We start from the raw sequence: 22,862 nt of genomic DNA, 5'->3' as shown, positions 1-22,862 counted from the left end.
TTCAAGGTGGCCGACATCCTGTTCTACCACCTGACGGAATCGACGCTCGAGGAGGCGCTGCCGGGCCTCCTCGAGCGCAGCGTCGAGCGCGGCTGGCGCGCAGTCGTGCAGACCGGCACCGAGGACCGGCGCGACGCGCTCGACCAGCATCTGTGGACTTTTCGCGACGATTCCTTCCTCGCGCATGCCACCGACCGCGAAGCCTATCCGGCTGAGCAGCCGATCCTGCTCACCACCGGCGAGGGCAACCCCAATGCCGCGCAGATACGCTTCCTCGTCGATGGCGCCAACCCGCCCGAGCTTTCCGGCTACGAGCGTGCCGTCTTCCTGTTCGACGGCCATGACGCGGCGCAATTGGAAGGCGCGCGGGTCCAGTGGAAGGCCTTGAAGGAGGCCGGCCACGCCGTCACTTACTGGCAGCAGACGCCGGACCGGCGGTGGGAACGCAAGGCTTAAGGAACGCTGCCCCGATCCTCTAGGGTTTGGTCGCGTCCCTGCGCCCGCAAATAAAGCCACAACGCCTCGGCCACCGGCCCGTGCGGCCGGTCGCGTCGCCGCACTGCCGCAACGGTCTCGATGCGGCCGGGGATATGCCTGCTGGCGATGGAGATCAGCCTCCCGTCTCGAAGCTCGTCCTCGATCAGCCATTCGGGCAGATGACCCCAGGCAAGCCCGTGCAGGATCAGCTCCTTCTTCATCATGTGATCCGGCGTCGAGCAGGAGTGCGCGCCGTCGATGACGAAGAAATTCTCTGGCGAGGGGCGCCGCGCGGTATCGCGGATCACGCACTGGGTGAAGGGCCGCATCGCTTCCGGGGTGATGTCATGCTCCCTGTCGAAGGGCAGGAAGCCCGGTCCCACCACCGGCACGAAGCCCACTTGGCAGAGATCGATCCGCTCGAGCTGCGGATCGGACGGATTGGCGCGATGGAAGACGAGATCGGCCTCGGCGTCCATCAGCCGTTCGACCGGCCCGCCGATCGCCTCATATTCCAGATGCAGGCGGGTGCGGGATCGTTCGGCAAAGAAGCGGCTGAGCAGGCCGAGTATTTTAGGCCTCGGGCAGACATCGCCCATGACGACGCGCAGGACGGTTTCCTCGCCGCTCGCCAGCTGCCCAGCATAGCTCCGGAGATGTTCAAGATCGCGCAGCGCCAGCCGAGCACGCGCATGGAACTGCCGGCCTTCCTCCGTCAGGCTCACGCGATAGCCGCTGCGGTCGAGCAGGGTAAGGCCGAGCTGCTCTTCCAGCCGCGCGACTGCGGCGAAGACGGAAGGATGCGTCCGGTTCAGGACAAGCGCGGCGGCCTGGAAACTGCCCTCGCTCGCCACGGCTTCGAAGCACCTCAGGTCGTGGAGTTTCAGATCGTGCAATGTCGGAATCTCCTACAGAGATTGTCAAATCATAGTAATTTTCTTCGATAGTAACCAGACCTAGCTTCCTCATCGAACTGACGCGGGAGACTTCCCGCCAAACAGGATGAGGACCAAAATGACCGAAACACTTCATTTCACGACCGGCGACGGTGCCCGCATCGCCTACAGACTCGACGGGCCGGAAGGCCGGCCGGTGCTTGTGCTGTCCAATTCGATCGCCACGACACTGCACATGTGGGACGGCCAGGTTGCTGAACTCGCCAAGTCCTTCCGGGTGCTGCGCTATGATTTTCGCGGCCATGGAGGCTCCGATGCGCCGGCCGGCGCCTATTCGCTCGACCGTCTCGGGCGAGATGTGCTGGAACTGCTCGATTTCCTCAGGCTTGCCCGTGTGCATTTCCTTGGCCTATCGCTGGGCGGCTTCGTCGGCCAGTGGCTGGGCATCCATGCGCCGGAGCGCATCGAGCGCCTGATCCTCTCCAACACCTCGCCGCATCTTGGGCCGGCGTCCTATTTCGACGAGCAGATACGCAACGTGTGTGCAGCGAGCGACCTCGCAGCCACGGCGGACATGTTCATGCGCAACTGGTTCCCGGCCGCGATGCTTGCCGGGCCGAATAAAACGGTCGAGGAATTTCACGCAGCGATCCTTGCCATGTCGCCGCAAGGCCTCGCGGGATGCTTCGCCGCGGTGCGCGACGCCGATCTGCGCCGAACGATTTCGCTGATCGCCGCGCCGACGCTGGTCATCGGTGGCGAGGACGACAAGGTGACGCTGGCAAGTCACAGCGAGGCAATCGCGGCGGCAATCCCCGGCGCCGAGCTTGTGCTGCTTCCCGGCGTCCATCTGCTCAATGTCGAGCGCCCAGTGGAGTTCATGGAGGCGGTGACGCGGTTTCTTATCGCGCGATAGAAACGCAAGGCATCGGACGTCGGCGCTGCCCCTCATCCGCCTGCCGGCACCTTCTCCCCGTATAGTGACGGGGAGAAGGGAACTGGCCGCCGCCACAGCACCATTTCTTGGCCATCCCGACGATTGGCGAAACCGTCGATAACGGCTTCTTTCTCCCCGTCACTATACGGGGAGAAATGCCCGGCAGGGCAATGAGGGGCGGCGCCGACCTGCGATAGTGAAAAACCGCCGGCGTTTTTATCCCCTCGACAGAATCGTTGCCATCGCACCTGATCCACATTTTGGTTTAGATAGACGCGAGTGCACGCATGGGGGGAGGATGCGGATCAGAATCGTCGGAACCGGCAGGGCGGTGCCGGCAGAGTGCGTCACCACGAGCGCCCTGGAGGAGAGGCTTGGCCTCGGCCGGGGCGCGCTCGAAGGCGCCACCGGTGTCGTACAACGCTATGTCTGCGGGGACGAATCGCAGATCGATCTGGCTTGCGCTGCCGCGCGCCTTGCGATTGCTGATGCCAGCCTCGAGCCCAGCGCCGTCGATCTCATCATCGGCGGCTGCGGCGTGCCCTACCAGCCGCTGCCGGCGACGGCGCCTCTGGTCATGCATCGCCTCGGGCTCGCCGATGGTTCGGCAGCCGCCTTCGACGTCAACAGCACCTGCCTTGGCTTCCTCACCGCCTTCGAAACCGCCGGCCGCATGATCGAGGCCGGGCAGTGCGAGACGGCGCTGGTGTTTTCCGCCGAGATCGCCTCGCGCGCGCTGCCGTGGCGGGACGCGCCGGAGGTCGCGGCACTCTTCGGCGATGGCGCGGCGGCTGCCGTGCTGCGGCGCAGGGCCAAGCCGGGCGAGGGCAGCGTGGCGGCGAGCCTGATGCGCACCTACCCGTCAGCCTGGGAAGCCTGCGGTATCGGCGCCGGCGGCACACGTTTCGATTTCCGCAAGGAGCCGGAGGAGTTCGCCCGCCACAGCCTTTTCCACATGGACGGCAAGGAATTGTTCCGGCTGACCTCGCGCCATTTCAACAGCTTCGTCGCCGCCCTGCTGGAGCGCGCCGGCTGGCGGCATCAGGATGTCGATCTCGTCGTGCCGCATCAGGCCAGCCCATTCGCGTTGGCACACATGGCGCGCCAGACTGGCTTCGCGCCTGAAAAACTGGTCGACATTGCGGACCGCTTCGGCAACCAGATCGCGGCTTCCATTCCCTTCGCGCTCGATGTCGCGCGCCGCGACGGCCGCGTGGCGCCGGGCACGAAGCTGCTCTTCCTAGGCACATCCGCCGGCGTGTCCTTCGGCGGCATGGCGCTGGAGACCTGACGATGGTCGTGCTCGTCACCGGCGCCAGCGGTTTTCTCGGCTCCCACGTGCTGGCGCGGCTGGCGGCTTCGGGCACGCTGGCGTTAGGCCTCGGCCGTGATGCCGAGCGCTGCGCCGCGCTGGAGGCCGCCGGCCATCGCATCATCCGCCATGATCTTGCGCAGCCGCTCGATGGCGCGTGCGATCCAAGGCTCGACAGGGTTGAGCGGATCATCCATTGCGCGGCACTCTCGTCGCCTTTCGGCCGGCTGCAGGATTTCGTGGCGGCCAATGTCGCGGCAACGCGGAACCTCCTCGACTTCGCCAAGCGCCAGGGCACCAGCCGCTTCGTCCACATCTCCAGCCCGTCCGTCTGCTTTGCTTTTCGCGACCAACTCGGCCTGACCGAGGACATGGCCTTGCCCGACCCCGTCAATCACTATGCCCGCACCAAGCGAGAGGCGGAGCGGATCGTGCGGGGCGCTCCCGAAATCCATCCTGTGGTGCTGCGGCCGCGCGGCATTTACGGCATCGGTGACCGCGCCTTGCTGCCGCGCCTGATCAAGGCGGCGAAGAGCCGGCCGCTGCCGCTGTTCCGCGGCGGCAAGGCTTCGATCGATCTCACCTATGTCGACGACGTCGTCGATGCGGTCATCGCGGTGCTTACGGCGCCGAAGGAGGCCGAGGGTCAGATCTTCAACATCTCCGGCGGCGAGGTGCTGCCGGTGCGCCGCATCGCCGACGAGGCCTGCGTCCGCGCCGGGCTCAAGGCGCGCTGGCGGCCGATGCCGCTGCTGCCGGCCATGCTCGCGGCGGGCCTGATGGAAACGGTGGCGCTCAGGCTGCCCGGCCGGCCCGAGCCGCCGGTCACCCGCTACGGGCTCGGCCTCTTCGCCTATGCCCAAAGCCTCGATCTTTCCAAGGCGAGACGCGTGCTCGGCTGGACGCCCAAAATCTCTTTCGAAGAGGGGCTCGACCGCACCTTCGCCACAGGTGTCGCATGAAGATCGTCTTCGCCAACAGCGCCTGGGTCAGCGCCGCCGAGCGGCTGATCCTGCACGGCGGCAGCTGGCAAAGCGTGCGGCTGCGCGTCCGCTACGGGCTGATCTTTCATCCCGTTGCAGGGCCGGTGCTGGTCGATACCGGCTATACGCCGGAAGCGCTTTCAGGAGAGCGACGAGGCCGGATGCTGCGCCTCTACGGCGCGCTGCTGAAGCCCGAGCTTAACGCCGCCGAACAGGTCTCGCCGGTGCTGAGGCGTTTCGGCTTGTCGCCGGATGACATCAGCACCGTCATCGTCACGCATTTCCATGCCGACCACATTTCCGGACTGTCGCTGTTTCGCAACGCCCGCTTCATCGCCAGCGACGCTGCCTGGGCCCACGCCAAGGCGCGCACGCCGCGGCAGAACGTGCGCCACGGCGTCTTCACCGAGCTCTTTCCGCCGGATTTCGAAACGCGGTTGGACGGCCTGTCCTCCAAGCCGGACGTCGAAGCACGCAATGACATTCCCGGCGGCGTGGACCTCTTCGGCGACGGCAGCGTCATCGCCGTCGATCTTCCTGGCCATGCCGATGGCCAGTTCGGCCTGCTCTTTGCCCGGATCGATCGGCCGTTCCTCTACGCCGTCGATGTGCAATGGCTGCTCTCCGCCTTGACGGAAAAACGCACGCCCGGCTTCCCGGCCACGCTGATTGCCGAGGATGCCGCGGCGATAGAGCCGACCAGCGCCATGCTGCGCCGCTTCCTCGCTGCCGGCGGCGAGGTGATGCTGTGCCATGATCCCGCGCTGACAACCTACGATCTCGCATCGAGCGATCTGGAGGCGGGATGAACGCTCTGGCGGAAGCGGTCGGCTCCTTTGCCCTGACGCGCTGGGTTTCGCGCAAGAGCCGCGGCGACTTCGAGCGCTGGCAGGCGGCAGCGTTGCGTCGCTTCCTCGACCGCGACCTGCCGCGCGCGCCCTTCTATCGCCACGCGCCGGCTCGTCTCACCGACCTGCCGATCGCCGACAAGGCGCTGCTGATGGCGCGCTTCGAAGATTTCAATGTTCATGGCATCACCGCCGCCGAGGCTTGGGCAGCCTTGGCCCGCGATGGGCGCGTAGACAGTCTCACCGTCGGAGCCAGCACCGGCACGTCGGGCAATCGCGGCCTGTTCGTGATTTCCGAGGCGGAAAAATACCGCTGGCTGGGCGCGATCCTCGCCAAGGCGGCGCCCGATCTCCTGTGGCGCGGCATGCGTGTCGCCGTCATCCTGCCGCAGAACACCGGGCTATACGAAGGCGCCCGCAGGTCGAGGCTGATCAAGCTCGCCTTCTTCGACCTGACGCTCGGGCCGGAGGGCTGGCGCGAGACGCTGGAAACCTTCGACCCGACGGTGGTCATCGCGCCGCCGAAGATGCTCAGGCATTTCGCCGCGGAGGGGTTCCGACTTGCGCCAAAGCGTATCTTCTCGGCCGCCGAGACACTCGATCCGGTCGACCGCCCGGTGATCGAGGCCTTCTTCCGGCTGCGGCTCGAGCAGATCTACATGGCGACCGAAGGTTTGCTCGCCGTGACCTGCCGGCAGGGCAGCCTGCATCTCGCCGAGGACTCAGTCTTCTTCGAATTCGAGCCGGCGGGCGAGGGGCTGGTGACGCCACTGGTCACCGCCTTCCGTCGCAAGACCCAGATCATGGCGCGCTACCGCATGAATGACCTGCTGCGCCTCTCAGGCCAGCCTTGCAAATGCGGCTCGCCGCTACGCCGCGTGGAAGAAGTCGTCGGCCGCATGGACGATGTCTTCCGGTTCCTTTCGAAAAGCGGTCCGATCCTCGTCACGCCGGATGTGCTGCGCAACGCCGTGCTCAAGGCCGACCGCCGCATCGACGATTTTCGGCTCGTCCAGACCGCGCCGGACGCGATCGAGCTGAGACTCCCACCCAGCCTTGCCTACGATGCTGCGGCAGCGGCGCTTCAGGCAGTGCGCTCGCTGCTGGAGGGACGAGGTACTACCGCAACCGTCACGCTGGTGCGTGCGCCGCTGCCGCTGGAGACTAGCCGCAAATTGCGCCGCGTCGAATGCCGGCTGGAGCGGGTTCCATGAGCCGGGTGGCCATCGCGGCAAGGCCGGCACAGCAAGCCGACCGGGTCGAAAACAAGCCGGCAAAGGTTGAGGCATTCGTCCGACTTTTCAATGAGATGCCGGTAGGCAACCTCGTTGCAAACCTGACGACCAAAGTCGAGACTTTCGAGGTCGCCGGCCGAACCTTCCCGCTGACGCTCAACGATGCGAGCGACGCACCGAACTGCTACATCTGCTGCCCCTCCGGCGCCTATATCGACTATGCCATAGACGAGACGCGCAACTTCGCGGCCCATCCTTTGCTGCGCCGCGCCCTTCAGGCATTTATCGGTGCCTGCGCGCCGCTGGTTAGGGCAAGCGGCCTCGACCATCAGGTGCAGGTCAACAACTGGCTCTATTCAACCAATCCTATGCCGTTGCTCGACCGGCAGACGGTCGCGGCGCTCCGCGCCGCGCTGGTCGCGCGCTTTCCCGATCATGCCATCCTCATCCGCTCGCTGAACGAGATCGCCGATCCGGCGACCATTGCCGCGCTGAAGGCGGAGGGCTTTCGCATGCTGGCGGCGCGGCAGATCTACATCTTCGCCGACCGCAGCGCCGCGCCCGCCATGACCAAGAATATGAAGCTCGACCGCAAGCAACTCGGCGCCACGCCCTTCGAGCGGGTCGGCGATGCGGACTTCACCGAGGCCGACTATGCGCGCGCCGAGGCGCTCTACAACATGCTCTATCTGGAAAAATACACGCCGCTCAATCCGCACTACACGGCGCGCTACATCGCCGAGATGCATCGGCGCGGCATCATCAGCCTTGCCGGCCTGCGCCGTCCGGGCGGCGAGCTGGTCGCCGTCACCGGCCTGTTCGAGAACGGCGGCACGCTCACGCAGCCGATCGTCGGCTACGACACCAGCCTGCCGCTCGGCGAGGGGCTCTACCGGATGGTGATGGCGATGGGGCAGGACCATGCCACGGCGCAAGGCCTGTTCTTCAACATGAGCGCCGGCGCCGCCGGCTTCAAGCGCCGGCGCGGCGCTATTGCCGCGATCGAATACAACGCCGTCTACGCCGGCCATCTTCCGCGCCGCCGGCGAATGGCGATCCGCGCCATGGAAACCGTGCTGGCGCTGGTCGGCATCCCTTTGCTCAGGAGGTTCGAACTGTGAGCGAGCGCCGCGACCACGGGAAGGATTTTTGGCAGGCCGTGGCGCTCTCGGCCGGCATCGGCAAGCGGCCGAAGCGCATCCTGTTCGATGGCGCGCCGCTGGTGCTGTTCCGCTCGGCGCAAGGCATCGCCGCGCTATTCGACCGCTGCCCGCACCGTCTGGTGGAACTTTCGACCGGCAAGGTGACCGGCGGCGAGATCGAATGCCCCTACCATGGCTGGCGCTATGACGGCGAAGGCCGCTGCACGACTATTCCCGGCCATGTCGGCGAGATGCCGCATTACCGGGTGCGCCGCTTCGCCGCCATCGAGCGCGACGGCGTCGTCTTCGTCTCCTCCGGCGTGCCGCAGGGCGAACCCTATCTCCATTGCATGCAGGGCAAGGACATCATCGCGCGGCGGGTGCGCTCATCGACGCAGTCGACGGTGATCGATGCGGCCGAAAACATCCTCGATGCCACCCACACCCATTTCACGCACAAGGGCCTGCTGCGCGGCCTGACCTCGAAGCGTCATCTGGTGCGGGTCGAGGTGACGGGCGGCGAGGGCTGGGTCGAGGCGACCTATACCGGCGAAGAGCGCCAGCAAGGGCTGATCAGCCGGCTGCTCGAGGGCGAGCGGACCAGGACCATAGGCCGCTTCCGCCATCCCGGCATCGCCGAGCTTGAATATTGGGGCAGGGAGGGGCTGGTGCTCGCCACGACCTTTCATCTGCGTCAGGCCGACGAACGCACCGTCGAGGGCGTAGGCTGGCTGATCGGGCGGCGCCAGGGCTTGCTTGGTGAGCTGAAGGCGTTCGCCTTCAAGTCACTGTTCAATATCGCGCTGCACCAGGATCGCCGCGTGCTGAAATCGGCGAGCGACAACGCCCGTTTCGCGCCACAGGCGCTGCCGATAATCGGCCCGCTCGATTTCCTGCGCCGGGATATCGCGGCAATCATGGAGGGGAAACTGCCGCCCGCGGCAAGCGAGCCGAGGGTGCATCAGATCGAGTTGTGAGCAGGCTCGAAGGCGACGGGCGCCTCATTCCGTCACACCCCCCTCTGTCCTGCCGGACATCTCCCCCGCAAGGGGGGAGATCGGCCGTCGCCAGCATTTTCGCCAATCGCCAGCGTTGCAGGACAGGCGCTGTGCAAGAAACTGCCATCTCCCCCTTGCGGGGGAGATGGCCAGCAGGACAGAGGGGGTGCTGTCCCGCCGACGTCACCCATTTGGTCCATTCCACTCGATATCGCGCGTCGACGCCGCCTGCAGGCTGATTCCTTGGCGCCAGGCCACTCCGGCGATCTCCGCCAACGCCGGCCACTGGGCCTTCACCGGCGCCGGGTCACCGGGCCAGTCGAGCAATTCCTGGCCCTCGCGCATCGCCTTCCGGAAGCGGGCAAGGCCGCCTGAACGCAACGCCGCCGGCAATCCATAGATCCACATGGCAAGCCGCACCGTTTGCGGCGCGGTGACATCCGGCGCGACCTGCGGCCCGTCTCCAAGCACCGCATCCGCGAACCGTGCCGGATCGCGGAAGAAATGCAGGCCGCTCACGGCGCGCGGGTTGCACTCCAGCGGCAGCACGCGGCCGCTCGCCTCGCGCATCAGGTCGAAGGAGATCTGACCTGTCCATGCGGTGCCGGCGACGATGCGCTCGACCAGCTCGCGCGGTGCCCGATCCTCGACTCGTTCGAAGAAGATGCCGGCGCCCTTGCCGGCGCGATAGAGCGAGCGGTAGAGCGCCAGCGCCTTGAGTTTTCCCGCACGCGCCACGGCATAGGCGCTGATCTCGTCGCCATCGATGAAACGCTGCGCCACCCACGGCATGGCGGCAGAGGGGGCGATGGCGTCGAGAAAATCCGGGGTCGGACGCAGCAGCACATGGCTGGCGAAACGCGACCAGACCGGCTTGAACACCAGGTCGCGCGAGCGGCGGCGTATCGCCTCAAGATCGTCGCATGAGTTGAGCAGCGTGGTCTCCGGCGCCGCCAGGCCGAGGCGCTCGGCCAGCCGAACGAAGGCATGCTTGTTGTGCACCTCAGCCAACTGTTCGATACCCGGCGCGAATAGCTGTGCCCGCATCGGCCGCTCGTGCCACGCCAGCGCGAGATAAAAAACCTCCTCGCACGTCGGAATGACCAATTCTACGCTTTCAGCCCGGACCAGCGCTTCCACCGCCTCGGCATAAGCCCCCGGCTCGAAGCGCGGCGGCGGCAGGCGATGATAGCGCGCGCAGGCCTTGCTCTGGGCGGCGATCGGACGCGCCGGCGTGTCGGCAAGGATCACCCGGCGGCCGGCGCCATGGAGCAAACGCGCCAGATGCAGCGCCACCGGCGCGCGCGCTCCGGTGATGAGCACGGTCTTGTCAGCCCCCGGCATGAGGTCTCGCAGTCGTTTCGATCGCTCGAACCGTTGCGCGAAAACTCCTTGCTTGGCAATTGCGCTACTTTCCGCCGACCGGCAGAGCACGCTGCACGACATTGAGGAAGAAGCGGATGCCGATCGGGACGATGGCGTCGTTGAAGACGAAGCGGTCGCCATGCAGTCCGGCGCCCGGGCCGACATCGCCGGCGCCGATCCACACATAGGCGCCGTCGCCGACGCCCTGCAGCAGGAAAGCAAAATCCTCGCAGCCCATGCTGGGCTGGAACTCGGTCGCGACACGTTCCGCGCCGACCGTATCCGCGCCGGCCTGCGCGGCCAGCGCCGCGCCGCTTGCCGGATTCACCACCGGCGGGTAGCCGCGCTTGTAGGTGAGCTCGGCACTGGCGCCGTGCATCGCGGCCGTTGCCTTCGCCACGCGCTCGATCTCGGCCGCGCAATGGTCGGAAAGCGCGCGGTCATAAAAGCGGCAGGTGCCTTCGACCTTCACCTCGCCCGGCACGAAATTGTTGAAGCGGCCGCCATGGATCTGCGTCACCGACAGCACGGCCGGCGACAGCGGATCGATGCTGCGGGAAACCAGCCGCTGGATCGCGGTGACGAAGCTTGCCGCGGCAAGCAGCGGATCGTCACCCAGATGCGGCATCGCCGCGTGGCAGCCGCTGCCGCGAAAGACGATCTCGAAATCGTCGACCGCCGCCATTTGCGGCCCGGCGCGCACGCCGATATGGCCTTCCGGAAAATCCGGCCAGTTGTGGACGGCAAACACCTGCTCGACCGGAAAGCGCTTCAGCAATCCGTCCTCGATCATCTTTTTGCCGCCGCCCAGCACTTCCTCGGCCGGCTGGAAGAAGAACACCACTCGCCCGTCGAAGCTCTCGCTTTCGGCGAGCAGTTTTGCAGCGCCGAGCAGCATCGCGGTGTGACCGTCATGGCCGCAGGCATGCATCACGCCATCCTCGCGTGAGGCGTAGGCAACATCGGCCACTTCCTTGATCGGCAGTGCGTCGAGCTCGGCGCGCAGAGCGATCGCTTTGCCGCTCGTGCCCTTGATCAGCGTCCCAACCACCGCCGTGGCGCTGACGTTGGTGTGGACGGTCAGGCCGAATTCCGTCAGCTTCGCCGCGACGAAAGCCGCCGTCTCGTGCTCGGCAAAGCCGAGTTCCGGATTGGCATGGATCGTCTGCCGCCAGCCGATGACCTCGGGCACGATCGCCGCTATCCCGTCGTTTTCCCGCATCGTCTTATCTCCGCTTCGTTTGCGGCGATGTTGCCGATGTTCCCGGCTCGCGTCTTGAACGGGATTGACGGGCAGGGCGGTTTGAAGAAGGCTTGTCCTGATGAGTGACGCCAGCGAGCAAAGAGAACGCGAAGCAGCAAAGCTGACGCGGCATGAGAGCCTCGGCGGCCTCGAAATGCTCGCCGCCCGCTATCGCGACCACGCTTATGCGCTGCACACGCACCCGACCTGGGTCTTCGGCGTCGTCGTGGCCGGCGTCGAGAAGCTGCGCATTGGCCGCCGCCAGCATCTGGCCCAGGCGGGTTCGATCATCATCGTCAATCCCGAAGAGCCGCATGACGGCGAGAAGGGCGCACCCGCCGGCTGGGCCTATCGCACCTGCTATCCGGACGCCGCCTTGATGGCCGAGATCGCCGAGGATCTGGAGCTGCGCGGACTGCCGATGTTCAGCGAGGGCATCGTGCAGGCGCCGGAACTGGCGCGAGCTTTCGTGCGTGCTCATCGCCTCGCCGGAGAGCTCGATCAGGAAGCGGCGATGTTGGTGGTGCTCAGCAAACTCGCCAAGCGCTTCGGCGATGGCAAGGTCCGCGACCATGCTTCGGAAGCCGGCGAGACAGCAAGGCGCTTCCGCCTCTATGGCGAGCTGATCGCCGCCGATCTTTCGGCCGGCTTCGACCTTGCGCAGCTGGCGGCGGCGGCCAGGGTCACCCGCTTCCAGGTCATCCGCGACTTCCACCGCGCCGCCGGCATGACGCCCGGCCAATATCTGCGCGACCGCCGCATCCGCGCCGCCTCGGCGCTGATGAAGACCGAAATGCCGCTGGCCGAGATCGCTGTTGCGACCGGCTTCACCGACCAGAGCCATCTGACCCGGGTGTTCAAGACGATCAAGGGCCTGTCGCCCGGCGCTTGGCGCGCCGCGGCCTGAGCGCTGCCTGTTGCGGGTGCTCGCTGGACTACAGCTTCGCTTTGATGCGCTTCATCTTGCCGCTCGCATAGTCGCCACAGCGCAACTTCGACTTGCCGTGCTGGTCCTTGAATGCGTACCACTCGCCATCCGGCAACTTGCGTTGATAGATCACCTTGCCGGCCTGACGATGCTCGAAGCAGGTCATGGATTTCTTCGACCCCCACCCGCCACGCCATGTCACCCGGTAGCAGACCTTGCCGCCGCCAGGGATGAACCACATGCCGTCGCCATAACCAGGCTTGCCCTTGTCCGAGGTCCAGGCGTCGAACTGCCGCTGCTTCACCGCGAAGAAGGCGGTGCCGTTCTTGCCCCACAGCCACGAATGGTTTTGATAAAGCTGGTAGACGCCCTCGTCGGAGAGGACGGCCGCTGTTGACGCCTGGTTGTCGACCTTGTTCGCGGCCTTGGCCATCGCAGGGGCCTGCGAGCCGACAACAAAAACGGAGCAGGCAAGCGCTGCTCTAACAAAATTAACCAACGTCCTTTTCACGATTTTATTCCCCCCTACTGATTTACGCCACGCCTACACCCGTCTCCAAGGCCGTGCTTTGGAGCTTGTCATTTTGAACTTGAAGCTGGAGCCCGCCCCGGATGCCGGGACGGGCTGATCTTTGCGGTCTTACGGCAGCACGTGCTGGGTCACCCGCCAGTCGGGCAGCCCATAGCCGTTCAGCCACGGCCACGTTTCCTTCTGGTTGAAGTAGACGACTGAGGTCAGGGCCGGAAACTCCGCATAGGACTTGCGGGTTTCTTCCGCCCACTTCGTCACATAGTCCTGCTTTCCGACATAGCCGAGCTCGGCCACGACCACTGGCTTGTTGAATTTCGCGACACGGTCGTAGCCGGGCTTCAGCGTCTCGGCGAAGGTGCGGTCGCGGCCCGTTTCGTCGTTGTCCCTCTTCTGCAGGCCGAACACCGACAGGCCGATGACGTCGACATAGTCGTCACCCGGATAGTACTTCTCGAGGCCGTCCATTCCCTTGGGAGACCACATGTATTTGGCCGCGGGCGCGGCCTTGCGGCAGACATCGACCTCGCGCTTGTAGGCGGCGATCCAGTCCTTCGGCGCCCAGTTGGCCCAGGTGAAGCGGCCGTTGGTGTCTTCCATTTCCTGCGCCCAGCGGATCGTCACCGGGCTTTTCATCTGTCCTACCAGGTTGCAGATCGCCTGCATGTTGGCGTCGTATCTGCCGCTCAAGATGCCGTTGCGCAGCTCCGGCGGCGTGATGCGCCAATCCTTCGACCAGGTCCACGGCTCGATGGTGATCAGCAGCGAGCGGCCGCGCTGCAGAGCGTAGGCGTCAGCCAGCGGCAGCGTCGAGAGATCGACGTCTTCCCAAGGCAGGAAGAGCTCCTCGATGGTGGCCGATTTGTCGTTGCTGAAGTCGCCATAGGGATCATAGGAGCCGAATGCCGACGCGGCCGAACTCGTCTGCACCGGATCCGTTCCTAAAGGCGATCCCGCCGACGCCGGCAGGACAAGGCCGACGATAAATGCCGACACAAGTGCGGTTGCTGTGGGGTATTTCATGCCCAACCTCCATAGCCTCAACGAAGGATGTTGAAGCTCGCCACAGCGTGCCGATAGGGATCGGCACGCAAACCCAATCGGTCCGCCGACGTGAACTGCGGGTTTTCTGAGCGACTGGGACGGGCACAGCTTTGGCGCGAGGCCGTCCATCACAGTAATCCCTCGGGTGCCTATACCTTGGAATCCCCGGGAGACTGTCGCCGCGATACTCACAAATTCGCGTCAACATTACGATATTAACCCTTCCTGATATAAGAGCCTATGCTTGCCCAGAGTCAAGAGCAATTAACCGTTACTTAACCATATCGGGGCCGCATGGTTAACGCGACGGTTGCAAAAAGCGCCTTCGGCCGTCGGCTTCGCTGTCGTCGGAATCCCCTCGACGTGGCGCGCCAAGCCGCAAAAGGCTGTCCGCCCAAGAGATGAGGTTAACCAGTTCTCAAGAAGCTTGGTCAACGCAAGCTTAATTCTGTTGACTCTCCATTAGGAGATGCTGATTCTACCTTGGGGATGTGAACGCTTTCGGCCGCAAGGGCGAGGGCGGAAGTGGCGGCGGGTTGGTATGAGCGTTTCGTTGGATGCCGGCGTTGTCGGCGGCAAAGAGGGGCGTGCGAGCCGGCGCGGCAGGGCTCGTGTCGGCTCTGGCCCCAAGGGCCCTTATCTCGTGCCGGTTCTGTCGCCCCGGCAGCAATTGATCCTTCGGCTCGGCCTCGCCTTCTGGTTTGTCACGCTCATCTTCTTCTGGTCCTGGTGGTTGCGGCCGGAACACGTCGAGCATATCGGGCCATATGCCTTCGCCACCATCGTGCTGGCCTGGCTGACGCTGATGCCGATGTACTTCCTGCTCAACGTCCACGCCTCGCGGAAATCCTCGAAGCTGCATGCCGTCCCCAAGCGCTCGCGTGTCGCCATGGTGGTCACCAAGGCGCCATCCGAGCCGTTCGCCGTCGTTCAGCGCACGCTGGAGGCGATGCTGGCGCAGGACTATCCGCACGACACCTGGCTGGCCGACGAGGATCCGTCGGAGGAGACGGTCCGCTGGTGCGATGCGCATGGCGTGATGATTTCGACACGGCGCGGCCGCGAGGACTATCACCGCAAGACCTGGCCGCGCAGGACGCGCTGCAAGGAAGGCAATCTCGCCTTCTTCTACGATCACTATGGCTATGAGCGCTACGACTTCGTCGCCCAGATGGATGCCGACCACGTGCCGACGCCGACCTATCTGAGGGAAATCCTTTATCCCTTCGCCGATCCGGCCGTCGGCTACGTCTCGGCGCCCAGCATCTGCGACAACAATGCCGGCGAAAGCTGGGCGGCGCGCGGCCGCTTGTTCCCGGAAGGCATGTTCCACGGCCCCTTGCAGTCCGGCCACACCGGCGGCGGCGCGCCGCTCTGCATCGGCTCGCACTACGCGGTCAGGACGAAGGCCCTGCGTGAGGCCGGCGGGCTTGGTCCGGAACTAGCCGAAGATCATTCCACCTCGATGCTGATCAATGCCGCCGGCTGGCGCGGCGTTCACGCCATCGACGCGATTGCCCATGGCGACGGTCCGCGGACCTTCGCCGATCTCGTCACGCAGGAATTCCAGTGGTCGCGCAGCCTGGTGACGATCCTTCTCGAATACACGCCGCAATACTTCCACAAGCTGACGTCGCGGCTGAAGTTCCAGTTCCTGTTCTGCCAGCTCTGGTACCCGCTGTTCGCGCTCTTCGCGCTGATGATGTACGTCATGCCGATCTATGCGCTCTACACAGGGCGCAACTTCGCCAACGTCATGTATGCCGATTTCGTCCTCTATTACCTGCCCAACTCGGTGGCGCTGGTCGGGCTGGTGATGATGCTGAAGGCGTTCGGCCTATCGCGACCCCTGACCGCGAAGACGTTGAGCTGGGAAGGCACGCTGTTCCTGTTCTTCGCGCGTTGGCCCTGGGTGCTGTGGGGGACGCTGTCGGCGGTCCGCGATTATATGACGAAGTCCTTCGTCGATTTCCGAGTCACCCCGAAAGGCAGCGGCCCGAAGCACCTTTTGCCCGCGCGTGCCTTCGCGCCCTATGTGGTCCTGGCGATCGGCGCTGCCCTGCCTGTGCTCACAGTCAGGCATCCCTTCGATGCCACCGGCTTCTATTGGTTCGCCGCCTTCAATGCTTTCCTCTACGGCCTGCTGGTTGTGGTCATCATTGCCAAGCACATTGCCGAAAACAGGATCTCGCTGCGCGCCAATGCCGGCAAATTCGCCTTGCACGCCTCCTTGGCGCTGCTCGCGCTCGGCGTGCCGGTCGCCGGCTTCTACGATCGCGGACTGGAAGGCATCTATGGCCTTCAGCAGGGTGCCGGCGGCTTCCGCATCGTCAGGATCGCCTATGTGGTTTCCGGTGCCGGCATGGGCGACATCGGCTCGCGCAATTTCTACTTCGACCCCGGCTGGGACGCGCCGCGCTGAGGCCGCAAGCGCCCTATCGGACACAGCCAGTCTGAACCCGACGATCCGCTTGCCGGCCGGTCGCCGTCTGTCCGCCAAAAGCTCAAATTTTAATAAGAGTCGATCGAGTGCCGAAAGACGGCGCTCATCATGTCGTTTGCACGAATTTTAATAAGTCTCCTCTAATATTAAGCCATGATGTGAGCTGCGAAAGGCCGCTCGCGCCGGGCGCGAAAGAAAGCAGAGCGAAATATATCTTCGCGCCCTGGTGAACTATATTTCACGGCAGGGGACGGCAATGAAGAAATTCCTGGAAAGCGCGGCGGCGGTCGGCAGAAAATATGCCCACGCCTTTGCCGCTATTGCATTGGTATCGATGGTGTCTGGTTGCCAGACCATGGATACGGCCAAGACCAGCTCGATCGGCGGCAACAAGCCCGCGGTGAACGCGCTCGGCAAAAAGGTCCATTACGTCAAGAAGAAGCAACTCTATCGGGTCCATCGCAAGCCGCTGACGCAGATGACCAGCGTGACGCGTGTGAGGGAGGAAGCTTATGCCGCTTTCGTGCGGCCGCAGCGCATCCGCACGCCGGCGCCGACCAGGGTTTCCTACAGCCTGGGCAGTGCTGGCCCGCTGCTCGGCCATTCGCCCTGGATTTGCGGTCCGAGCGGCTTTGGCCAGCGCTCGGCTTGCCGGGCGCGTTGAACCACATCTGCGCTCGGCCTGCCGGGCGCGTTGAACGGTCGCCGGGGGGCGAGAGCCGGGGGCGAGAGGATTTGCGCCTGACCGCGCGCTACCTCTTGCCCTCCGGCCGCCATTCCTGCCGGTACCAGTCGACGAACTTCGCCAGCCCTTCCTCGATCGACACTTTCGGCTTGAAGCCGAAGTCGCGCTCCAGCGCGCTGGTGTCGGCATAGGTCTTCTCGACCTCGCCGGGCTGCATTGGCAGATCTTCGCGGATAGCCTTGACGCCGAGCAGCCTTTCCAGCGTCTCGATGAAGCGGCCGAGATGCACCGGCTGGCTGTTGCCGATATTGTAGATCAGATGCCTTGGACCGTCGCCTGGCGGCGGCCGGTCCAGCACCGCAACCACGCCGTCGACGATGTCGTCGACATAGGTGAAGTCGCGCCACATCTCGCCATGATTGAAGACGCGGATCGGCTTGCCGGCCAGCATCGCCTCGGTGAAGATCCAGGCGGCCATATCCGGGCGCCCCCAGGGACCGTAAACAGTGAAGAAGCGCAGGCCGGTCTGCGGCAGGCCATAGAGATGCGAATAAGTCGAGCTGATCAGCTCGTCGGCTTTCTTGGTCGCCGCGTAGATCGACACCGGATTGTCGACGCGGTCGGTCTCCGCGAACGGCACCTTGGTATTGCCGCCATAGACCGAGCTCGACGAGGCATAGACGAGATGCTTGATCTCGGGCGACGCGCGGCAAAGCTCCAGCACCTCGAGATGGCCGAGGATGTTGGCGTGGATGTAGGCGCGCGGATTTTCGAGTGAGTAGCGCACGCCCGCCTGGGCGCCGAGATGAGCGATGCCGCCCAACTTTTGACCCTTCAGCTTCGCTGCCAGCGCGCCGGGCTCGGCGATGTCGAGCTGGAGGAACGAAAATCCCTTGTTGGGGGAAAGCTTGGCGAGCCGTGCCGCCTTCAGGGCCGGGTCGTAATAGGCGTTCATGCTGTCGACGCCGACAACGTCGTCGCCGCGCGCGAGCAGGCGCTGGCAGACATGGCTGCCGATGAAGCCGGCGGCTCCTGTCACCAGGATGGTCATGCGCGGACCTCGGGCGAGAACAGGGCGGTCCGGATCATTTTCGGCGTGACCTGGTCTTGTTGCTTGCCGGCGGGCTCGGTAAGTGCCACCCGTCGCCTTCGCCATGCGCGGGCTGCGGCCGTGCCACATAGGCGAGGGAGACATTTGCTTCGAGATAGACGCGCGACAGCATTTCGGCGAGCACGCCCGACGTCACCATCTGCAGGCCGGCGATGACCAGGAAGAAGCCGGTGAACAGCATCGGGCGCGTTCCGATGTCCTGTCCGAAAAACACCTTCAGGCTGAACAGATAGGTCAGCACCAGCGAACCGAGCACGCCGAGCACGATGCCGATGCCGCCGAAGAAATGGCCGGGCCTGGTGCGATAGCGCATGAAGAAGAACATGAAGACGAGGTCGAGCACCACGCGGAAGGTGCGCGAGATGCCGTATTTGGACTGGCCGTGGATGCGGGCGTGGTGCGTCACCACCTCCTGGGCGATGCGGCGCGGCGTCGTCACCGTCGCCAGCCATGCCGGGATGAAGCGGTGCATCTCGCCGTAGAGCCGGACGCTGCGGATGACGCTGCCGCGGAAGACCTTCAGGCTGCAGCCATAGTCCTTCAGCTTGACGCCGGTGACGCGCGCGATCAGCGAATTGGCGATGCGTGACGGCAGCCGGCGCATCCAGAAACCTTCCTGGCGGTTCTTGCGCCAGCCGGCGACGAGGTCGAGGTCCTCGGTCAGCAGGCGATAGACCATGCGCGGAATGTCGAACGGGTCGTTCTGCAGGTCGCCGTCGAGCGTCGCGATGACGTCGCCGCGGGCGGCGTCGAGGCCGGCCTGCATGGCCGCGGTCTGCTTGAAGTTGCGCACCAGTTCCACGCCATGCACATGCGGACCATACTCGGCCGCGAGCCTGCGGATTTCATTCGGCGTGGCGTCGGTGCTGCCGTCGTCCACCAGCACGACTTCCCAGGGCTGGCTGTAGTTCTCCATCGCCTGGTGGATGCGCACGACCAGCGGCTCGACATTGTCGGCCTCATTGTACATGGGAATGACGATGGACAGCTTGTGCTCGGGCATGACGGCGCCAGCGGGCAGTCCCGTTTGGGGGATGGGAAGCAGATCCATGGCGGTCATTTCCTTGCAGGCCCCGCGGCCGGGGTCTCCGGCAGCGTCGATTTCGAGGGAAACAGCCAGGCGATCGCACCGGTGGCGACGGCCGAGCAGAGGATGAAGAGATGCAGCGCCAGCGCCGCCTGCAGGCCGTCCTTCATGGCGATGCCGGAATAGAGCAGCGCCGCCGCGGCGCCCGCCTCATAGGTGCCGAAACCGGCGACGCCCTGCACCGGCAGGATGGCGGCGGCCTCGGCTCCGACAGCGCCGGGAAAGGCGGTCTGGAAGGAGGTGCCGAGCAGCATGGCGAGCAGCCATCCCTGCACGGCAAGCTTCAGCGTCCAGTTGGCGACCGTCCACCACCAGCCGTAGCGGGAGCGCCCGGTCGCCTCGGTGAAGATGTCGCGCAGCTTGCCGAGCTTCGAAACGATCTTGCCGCGTCCGGCCCAGTCATGCGGCGCGCGCGCCCAGCGCGGCAGATACCAGGCAACCGCTATCAGTGCCGCGATGCCCGCGGCCCTGAGCGCCGGATGAAGGCCGGGCCACACCAGGCAGGCAAGCACGCCGACGACGAAGGCGTCCTGCAGCCTGAACCACAGAAGCGAAGCGCCGGCGCGCACGATCGAGATGCCGAACACCTGGCGCAGAAGCAGCGGGAAGGCGGTTTCGCCACCGCGGAACGGCACCACGTTGATCATGGCGTTGTGGATCAGGATGACGCGCAGGCAGGCGCCAAAGCGGCCGTTCACCTCGTCGCGGAATTCGTCGCAGACGCGCAGCGCGCGCAGCACATAGGTGACGAACAGCGAAAGCGTCACCGCCGCGAAGGCGCCCGGCGTGACGCTGGCGAAGGCGTCGCCCACCATCTTCCAGCGCGAGTCGCCGGCAAGCCATGCCAGCAGCGCCAGGGTGACGATTATCGAGAATGCTTTTTTCAACCAGTTCTCCGCCGGCTTCCGTTGCCGCGTCAGCGGCTGCGGACGCAACGTTCATCGGTACGCGGCCGTCCGCCGACTGCCGTTTGCCGCCGAAAGGCCATGGCCGGCCTCGACAGGCGCCGCTCCCTCACGGGCGGGTGATCCTATAGACCAGCAGCTTGTCCGAATCCACAAGCTTGGTTGCGGTCTTGTCGAGGTAGTCGACCACCCCGTCATGATGTTCGACGAACAGACGGTCCCGTTTGTCGGCGGCGTTCTTGGCGGTGCCGAAATAGTCCGCGCCCTGGGTGCGCAGATCCTCGAGCTGGGCGATCGCGGTGGCGTCGTCCTCGGCGAATTTCGACCATTCGACATCGCCGCCGCCGGGCGGGAATACCCAGCCGCGGACCCGGCTGTAATAGATCGCGACGGGGTCGCCGGCCTCCGGCGCGATGGCGACGACAAGCTCGCCGGGCTGGACGAGGCGCGCCAATTCCTCACCGAGCAGCTTGCCGTTCATGGCGATCGGCGCCTTCATCGTCTTGAGCAGAGGAACGGTCGAAAGCGCCAGGGCCAGCGCCGCGATGAAGGCCGAGCGCAGCATGACGGCGGGGGTGAGCGCCGTTCCGGTGCCGAGCGTCGCCAGCACCAGCGCGCCGCGACCGCAGAACATCGCCAACGGTACATTGAAGATGTGGTAATTCCATGGATTGCTGGTGATCTCGCGCGCCGCGGCGATATAGACGACCGCTGCCGCCGCGAGCCATACATAGGGAATGGCCGAAAGAGCTCGCTCGCTGGTCTCGGCAGGCTTCGGCGGCATCCAGAATCCGACGGCGATCAGCGCCATGAACGGATAGCCGTAGAACCACCAGACCGAGGTGTTCCAGACGGACTTCAGGTAGAAACTGTTCTTGAAGAATGTTGAGAAGCCGGAATCCCAGATATAGCCGCTGCCCGCCACATGATACGGCGGGTAGGAGCGGCCGAGATAGATCGCCCAGCTGAAATAAGCGGCGATGATGGCGAGGCTCAGCAGCCCAGCCGCGAACACCCTGGCCGCATGCCTTCTTTTCCCGGCAACGATCCAGCAGACCATCAGGTAGAAGATGATCGCGCCGGCAGCGAGTCCGGGCGGCTTCGCGAGTGCGCCCAGCGTGAAGCTGAGCGTCGCCAGCGGCAGCAGCCATGCGTTGCCGCCGGTCCAGTATTTCGCGAACACCCACACGCCAAGCGTCACCAGCGCCAGCATCGAGGGGTCGGGCAGGAACGAGCTGTCGATCATCGCCGGACCGGGCATCAGCGCATAGGCGAGCGCCGCCGCGTGGGCATGCGCCTCGTCCCAGCAGAGCGCGGTCAACCGGTGCAGGGAAAACACCGTCACCATGCCGAACGCCGCCGCGATCATCCGTCCGAACCAGTCGTGCCAGCCGAAGAGCTGATAGAGCAGGGCGGTGAGATAGCTGACGATCTGGAATTCCCGCCCCTGATAGCTCGGCCCGGGGCCGGTCCAGCTCACTTCGGGAAAGAAGATGTTCCAGCTGCGCTGCTGGAAATTGTCGGCCATCATGGCAGTGCTTGTCTCACGCCAGCTGAAAGCGTCGACAAGCGGCTGGGTGATGTTGTGAAACCGGGCGATTGCCGCCACCAGCAGGATGGCCAGCAAAATCAGCGTATGGAGATTGATACGGATGCCGGCCGCTGCTTGCCGGACGGGCAACGCCACGCCCTGGACGTCGGCCGTTTCCGTGTTGCCTGTCATCTGGAGCCGCCCCTTCCCACCCAAGCTACTCTGGCGCAGCGCAATTGCCAAACACCGTCACAGTATCACAAGATTGTAATAGCCGTGGTTAAATAACAGCTTGTTGCGATGCTTAGACTTGGACTCGGTTGACATGGCGCCTCGCGCGGCCGTTAATGGTTTCAAGGGCGCTGATCGCGCCGCGCCGGGCTGACGGGCCCGGGCTTGCGACGGACCGCGGAAAGCCCCGAAGAAAATCTTCCAAACCATGGTTACTCGACCCGACCGTGATAGGGTCGAGGTGGGGGCTATCGACATGCGCTTGCTCATCGACACGACAGACCAGGCTGCTTTTCCATCCAAGCCCGGCATGAGCGTCCGCCGGCATCCGGCGCGCGGCTGTGTCGTGGCGCTCCTGATGGCCTGCGGCCAGCTCGCGTTTGCAGGCGCCGCCGATGCCGCCGCGGCGAAGAACAGCGCGGCTGTCGAGGCCGCCGCCAAGCCCGAAGCCGCGCCGACGGCGTTCGAGTTGCAGCTTCTCTATGCCGACCGCACCTGGAACTGGAAGAATGGTGCCGCCTATTTCGGGCTGGACAGGCGACTGCATGCCTGGACGGCCGGTGAGGATAAGCCCGCCGTCGCCGAAGGCCGGTGGCTGGTGACCGACACCGGCAAGATGTGCATGGAACTTGCCTGGAGGTCCAAGACCTACACCACCAAGCCGCAACGCACCTGCTACAGCCACCGCATCGAAAGCGGCAACATCGAGCAGCGCAAGGACCCGGACGGCGAGTGGTACGATTTCAAGCACGCCAAGGACGATCCCGCCGACGAGCATAAAAAATTCGAGGCCGGCAACACCAAGGGCACGCAGTTCGACGAGACCCGCAAGCTGGTCGACAGCAAGAGTTGATGCATGTCGCTCAAAAACCCTGAAGCGCGTCGCCTGGATCCGTTTCAGCGCGACGCGCTTTGGAGCGGGACTTGCCCAA

At 65.0% G+C, this 22,862-nt stretch carries 21 protein-coding genes; 12 read left to right on the top strand and 9 right to left on the bottom strand.

Features of this window, described 5'->3' with window-relative positions:
- Positions 1-6: 6 nt before the first annotated feature.
- The gene (locus ABID26_RS01880) at positions 7-456 is read left to right on the top strand and encodes a DNA polymerase III subunit chi (protein ID WP_126101130.1); all 450 of its coding nucleotides are present in this window, start codon (positions 7-9) and stop codon (positions 454-456) included.
- Here ABID26_RS01880 and ABID26_RS01875 read toward each other — a convergent pair.
- The gene (locus tag ABID26_RS01875) at positions 453-1,373 is read right to left on the bottom strand and encodes a LysR family transcriptional regulator (protein ID WP_292304952.1); all 921 of its coding nucleotides are present in this window, start codon (positions 1,371-1,373) and stop codon (positions 453-455) included. The genes ABID26_RS01880 and ABID26_RS01875 overlap by 4 nt on opposite strands.
- 118 nt (positions 1,374-1,491) lie before the next feature.
- Between ABID26_RS01875 and ABID26_RS01870 the strand changes: the two genes are divergently transcribed.
- From ABID26_RS01870 to ABID26_RS01840, 7 genes are all read left to right on the top strand, one after another.
- Complete coding sequence (locus tag ABID26_RS01870) at positions 1,492-2,289, top strand: alpha/beta fold hydrolase (RefSeq protein ID WP_292304951.1); 798 nt, start codon at positions 1,492-1,494, stop codon at positions 2,287-2,289.
- Between the two features lie 319 nt (positions 2,290-2,608).
- Complete coding sequence (locus ABID26_RS01865; protein WP_292300167.1) at positions 2,609-3,601, top strand: 3-oxoacyl-ACP synthase III family protein; 993 nt, start codon at positions 2,609-2,611, stop codon at positions 3,599-3,601.
- A 2-nt stretch (positions 3,602-3,603) separates the two neighbouring features.
- Positions 3,604-4,584, top strand: a complete 981-nt coding sequence (locus ABID26_RS01860; protein WP_292300169.1) for an NAD-dependent epimerase/dehydratase family protein — start codon at positions 3,604-3,606, stop codon at positions 4,582-4,584.
- A complete protein-coding gene (locus tag ABID26_RS01855; protein WP_126101125.1) occupies positions 4,581-5,414 on the top strand; it encodes an MBL fold metallo-hydrolase in 834 nt (277 codons plus the stop codon). The genes ABID26_RS01860 and ABID26_RS01855 overlap by 4 nt, the downstream gene beginning before the upstream one ends.
- Positions 5,411-6,667 (top strand): F390 synthetase-related protein, encoded by a 1,257-nt coding sequence (locus ABID26_RS01850; protein ID WP_292344762.1) that lies wholly within the window; start codon positions 5,411-5,413, stop codon positions 6,665-6,667. Before ABID26_RS01855 ends, ABID26_RS01850 begins: the two co-directional genes overlap by 4 nt.
- A complete protein-coding gene (locus ABID26_RS01845) occupies positions 6,664-7,809 on the top strand; it encodes a GNAT family N-acetyltransferase (RefSeq protein ID WP_292300174.1) in 1,146 nt (381 codons plus the stop codon). Before ABID26_RS01850 ends, ABID26_RS01845 begins: the two co-directional genes overlap by 4 nt.
- Positions 7,806-8,807 carry a Rieske 2Fe-2S domain-containing protein gene (locus tag ABID26_RS01840; protein WP_292300175.1) on the top strand — a complete coding sequence of 334 codons (1,002 nt, stop codon included), beginning with the start codon at positions 7,806-7,808 and terminating at the stop codon, positions 8,805-8,807. Before ABID26_RS01845 ends, ABID26_RS01840 begins: the two co-directional genes overlap by 4 nt.
- A 204-nt stretch (positions 8,808-9,011) precedes the next feature.
- Here ABID26_RS01840 and ABID26_RS01835 read toward each other — a convergent pair whose 3' ends face one another.
- On the bottom strand, positions 9,012-10,172 hold the full coding sequence (locus tag ABID26_RS01835; protein WP_292300177.1) for an ATP-grasp domain-containing protein: 1,161 nt from the start codon (positions 10,170-10,172) through the stop codon (positions 9,012-9,014).
- Between the two features lie 64 nt (positions 10,173-10,236).
- Positions 10,237-11,415 (bottom strand): amidohydrolase, encoded by a 1,179-nt coding sequence (locus ABID26_RS01830; RefSeq protein WP_354413510.1) that lies wholly within the window; start codon positions 11,413-11,415, stop codon positions 10,237-10,239.
- A gap of 100 nt (positions 11,416-11,515) precedes the next feature.
- Here ABID26_RS01830 and ABID26_RS01825 point away from each other — a divergent pair, with 100 nt between their 5' ends.
- Positions 11,516-12,343 (top strand): AraC family transcriptional regulator, encoded by an 828-nt coding sequence (locus tag ABID26_RS01825; protein WP_354413508.1) that lies wholly within the window; start codon positions 11,516-11,518, stop codon positions 12,341-12,343.
- 28 nt (positions 12,344-12,371) lie between these two features.
- Here ABID26_RS01825 and ABID26_RS01820 read toward each other — a convergent pair whose 3' ends face one another.
- Both ABID26_RS01820 and ABID26_RS01815 read right to left on the bottom strand, forming a co-directional pair.
- Positions 12,372-12,797, bottom strand: coding sequence for a DUF995 domain-containing protein (locus ABID26_RS01820; RefSeq protein ID WP_354413505.1), 426 nt, complete (start codon positions 12,795-12,797; stop codon positions 12,372-12,374).
- Between the two features lie 207 nt (positions 12,798-13,004).
- A complete protein-coding gene (locus ABID26_RS01815) occupies positions 13,005-13,916 on the bottom strand; it encodes a glycoside hydrolase family 26 protein (RefSeq protein ID WP_126101116.1) in 912 nt (303 codons plus the stop codon).
- Between the two features lie 562 nt (positions 13,917-14,478).
- On the opposite strand from ABID26_RS01815, the gene ABID26_RS01810 reads away from it, so the two are divergent.
- Positions 14,479-16,359, top strand: coding sequence for a glycosyltransferase family 2 protein (locus ABID26_RS01810; protein ID WP_354413503.1), 1,881 nt, complete (start codon positions 14,479-14,481; stop codon positions 16,357-16,359).
- A gap of 277 nt (positions 16,360-16,636) precedes the next feature.
- Entirely contained in the window at positions 16,637-17,044 is a 408-nt protein-coding gene (locus ABID26_RS01805; RefSeq protein WP_354413500.1) for a hypothetical protein, read from the top strand.
- Positions 17,045-17,132: 88 nt separating this feature from the next.
- Here the strand turns inward: ABID26_RS01805 and ABID26_RS01800 are convergent, their stop codons facing one another.
- The 4 genes from ABID26_RS01800 to ABID26_RS01785 form a co-directional block, all read right to left on the bottom strand.
- On the bottom strand, positions 17,133-18,116 hold the full coding sequence (locus tag ABID26_RS01800) for an SDR family NAD(P)-dependent oxidoreductase (RefSeq protein ID WP_354413497.1): 984 nt from the start codon (positions 18,114-18,116) through the stop codon (positions 17,133-17,135).
- 34 nt (positions 18,117-18,150) lie between these two features.
- Positions 18,151-19,227 carry a glycosyltransferase family 2 protein gene (locus ABID26_RS01795; RefSeq protein ID WP_354413495.1) on the bottom strand — a complete coding sequence of 359 codons (1,077 nt, stop codon included), beginning with the start codon at positions 19,225-19,227 and terminating at the stop codon, positions 18,151-18,153.
- 5 nt (positions 19,228-19,232) lie between these two features.
- Positions 19,233-20,150: a lysylphosphatidylglycerol synthase domain-containing protein gene (locus ABID26_RS01790; protein WP_354413492.1), complete on the bottom strand. Its 918-nt coding sequence runs from the start codon at positions 20,148-20,150 to the stop codon at positions 19,233-19,235.
- 127 nt (positions 20,151-20,277) lie between these two features.
- On the bottom strand, positions 20,278-21,891 hold the full coding sequence (locus ABID26_RS01785; protein ID WP_354413489.1) for an ArnT family glycosyltransferase: 1,614 nt from the start codon (positions 21,889-21,891) through the stop codon (positions 20,278-20,280).
- A 295-nt stretch (positions 21,892-22,186) separates the two neighbouring features.
- Here ABID26_RS01785 and ABID26_RS01780 point away from each other — a divergent pair, with 295 nt between their 5' ends.
- Entirely contained in the window at positions 22,187-22,783 is a 597-nt protein-coding gene (locus ABID26_RS01780) for a DUF995 domain-containing protein (RefSeq protein ID WP_354413487.1), read from the top strand.
- The last annotated feature ends 79 nt before the right edge of the window (positions 22,784-22,862 follow it).

It is taken from the genome of Mesorhizobium shonense, from assembly GCF_040545255.1.
Classification (GTDB): domain Bacteria; phylum Pseudomonadota; class Alphaproteobacteria; order Rhizobiales; family Rhizobiaceae; genus Mesorhizobium; species Mesorhizobium shonense.
This window is presented reverse-complemented; position numbering and strand designations above follow the sequence as displayed.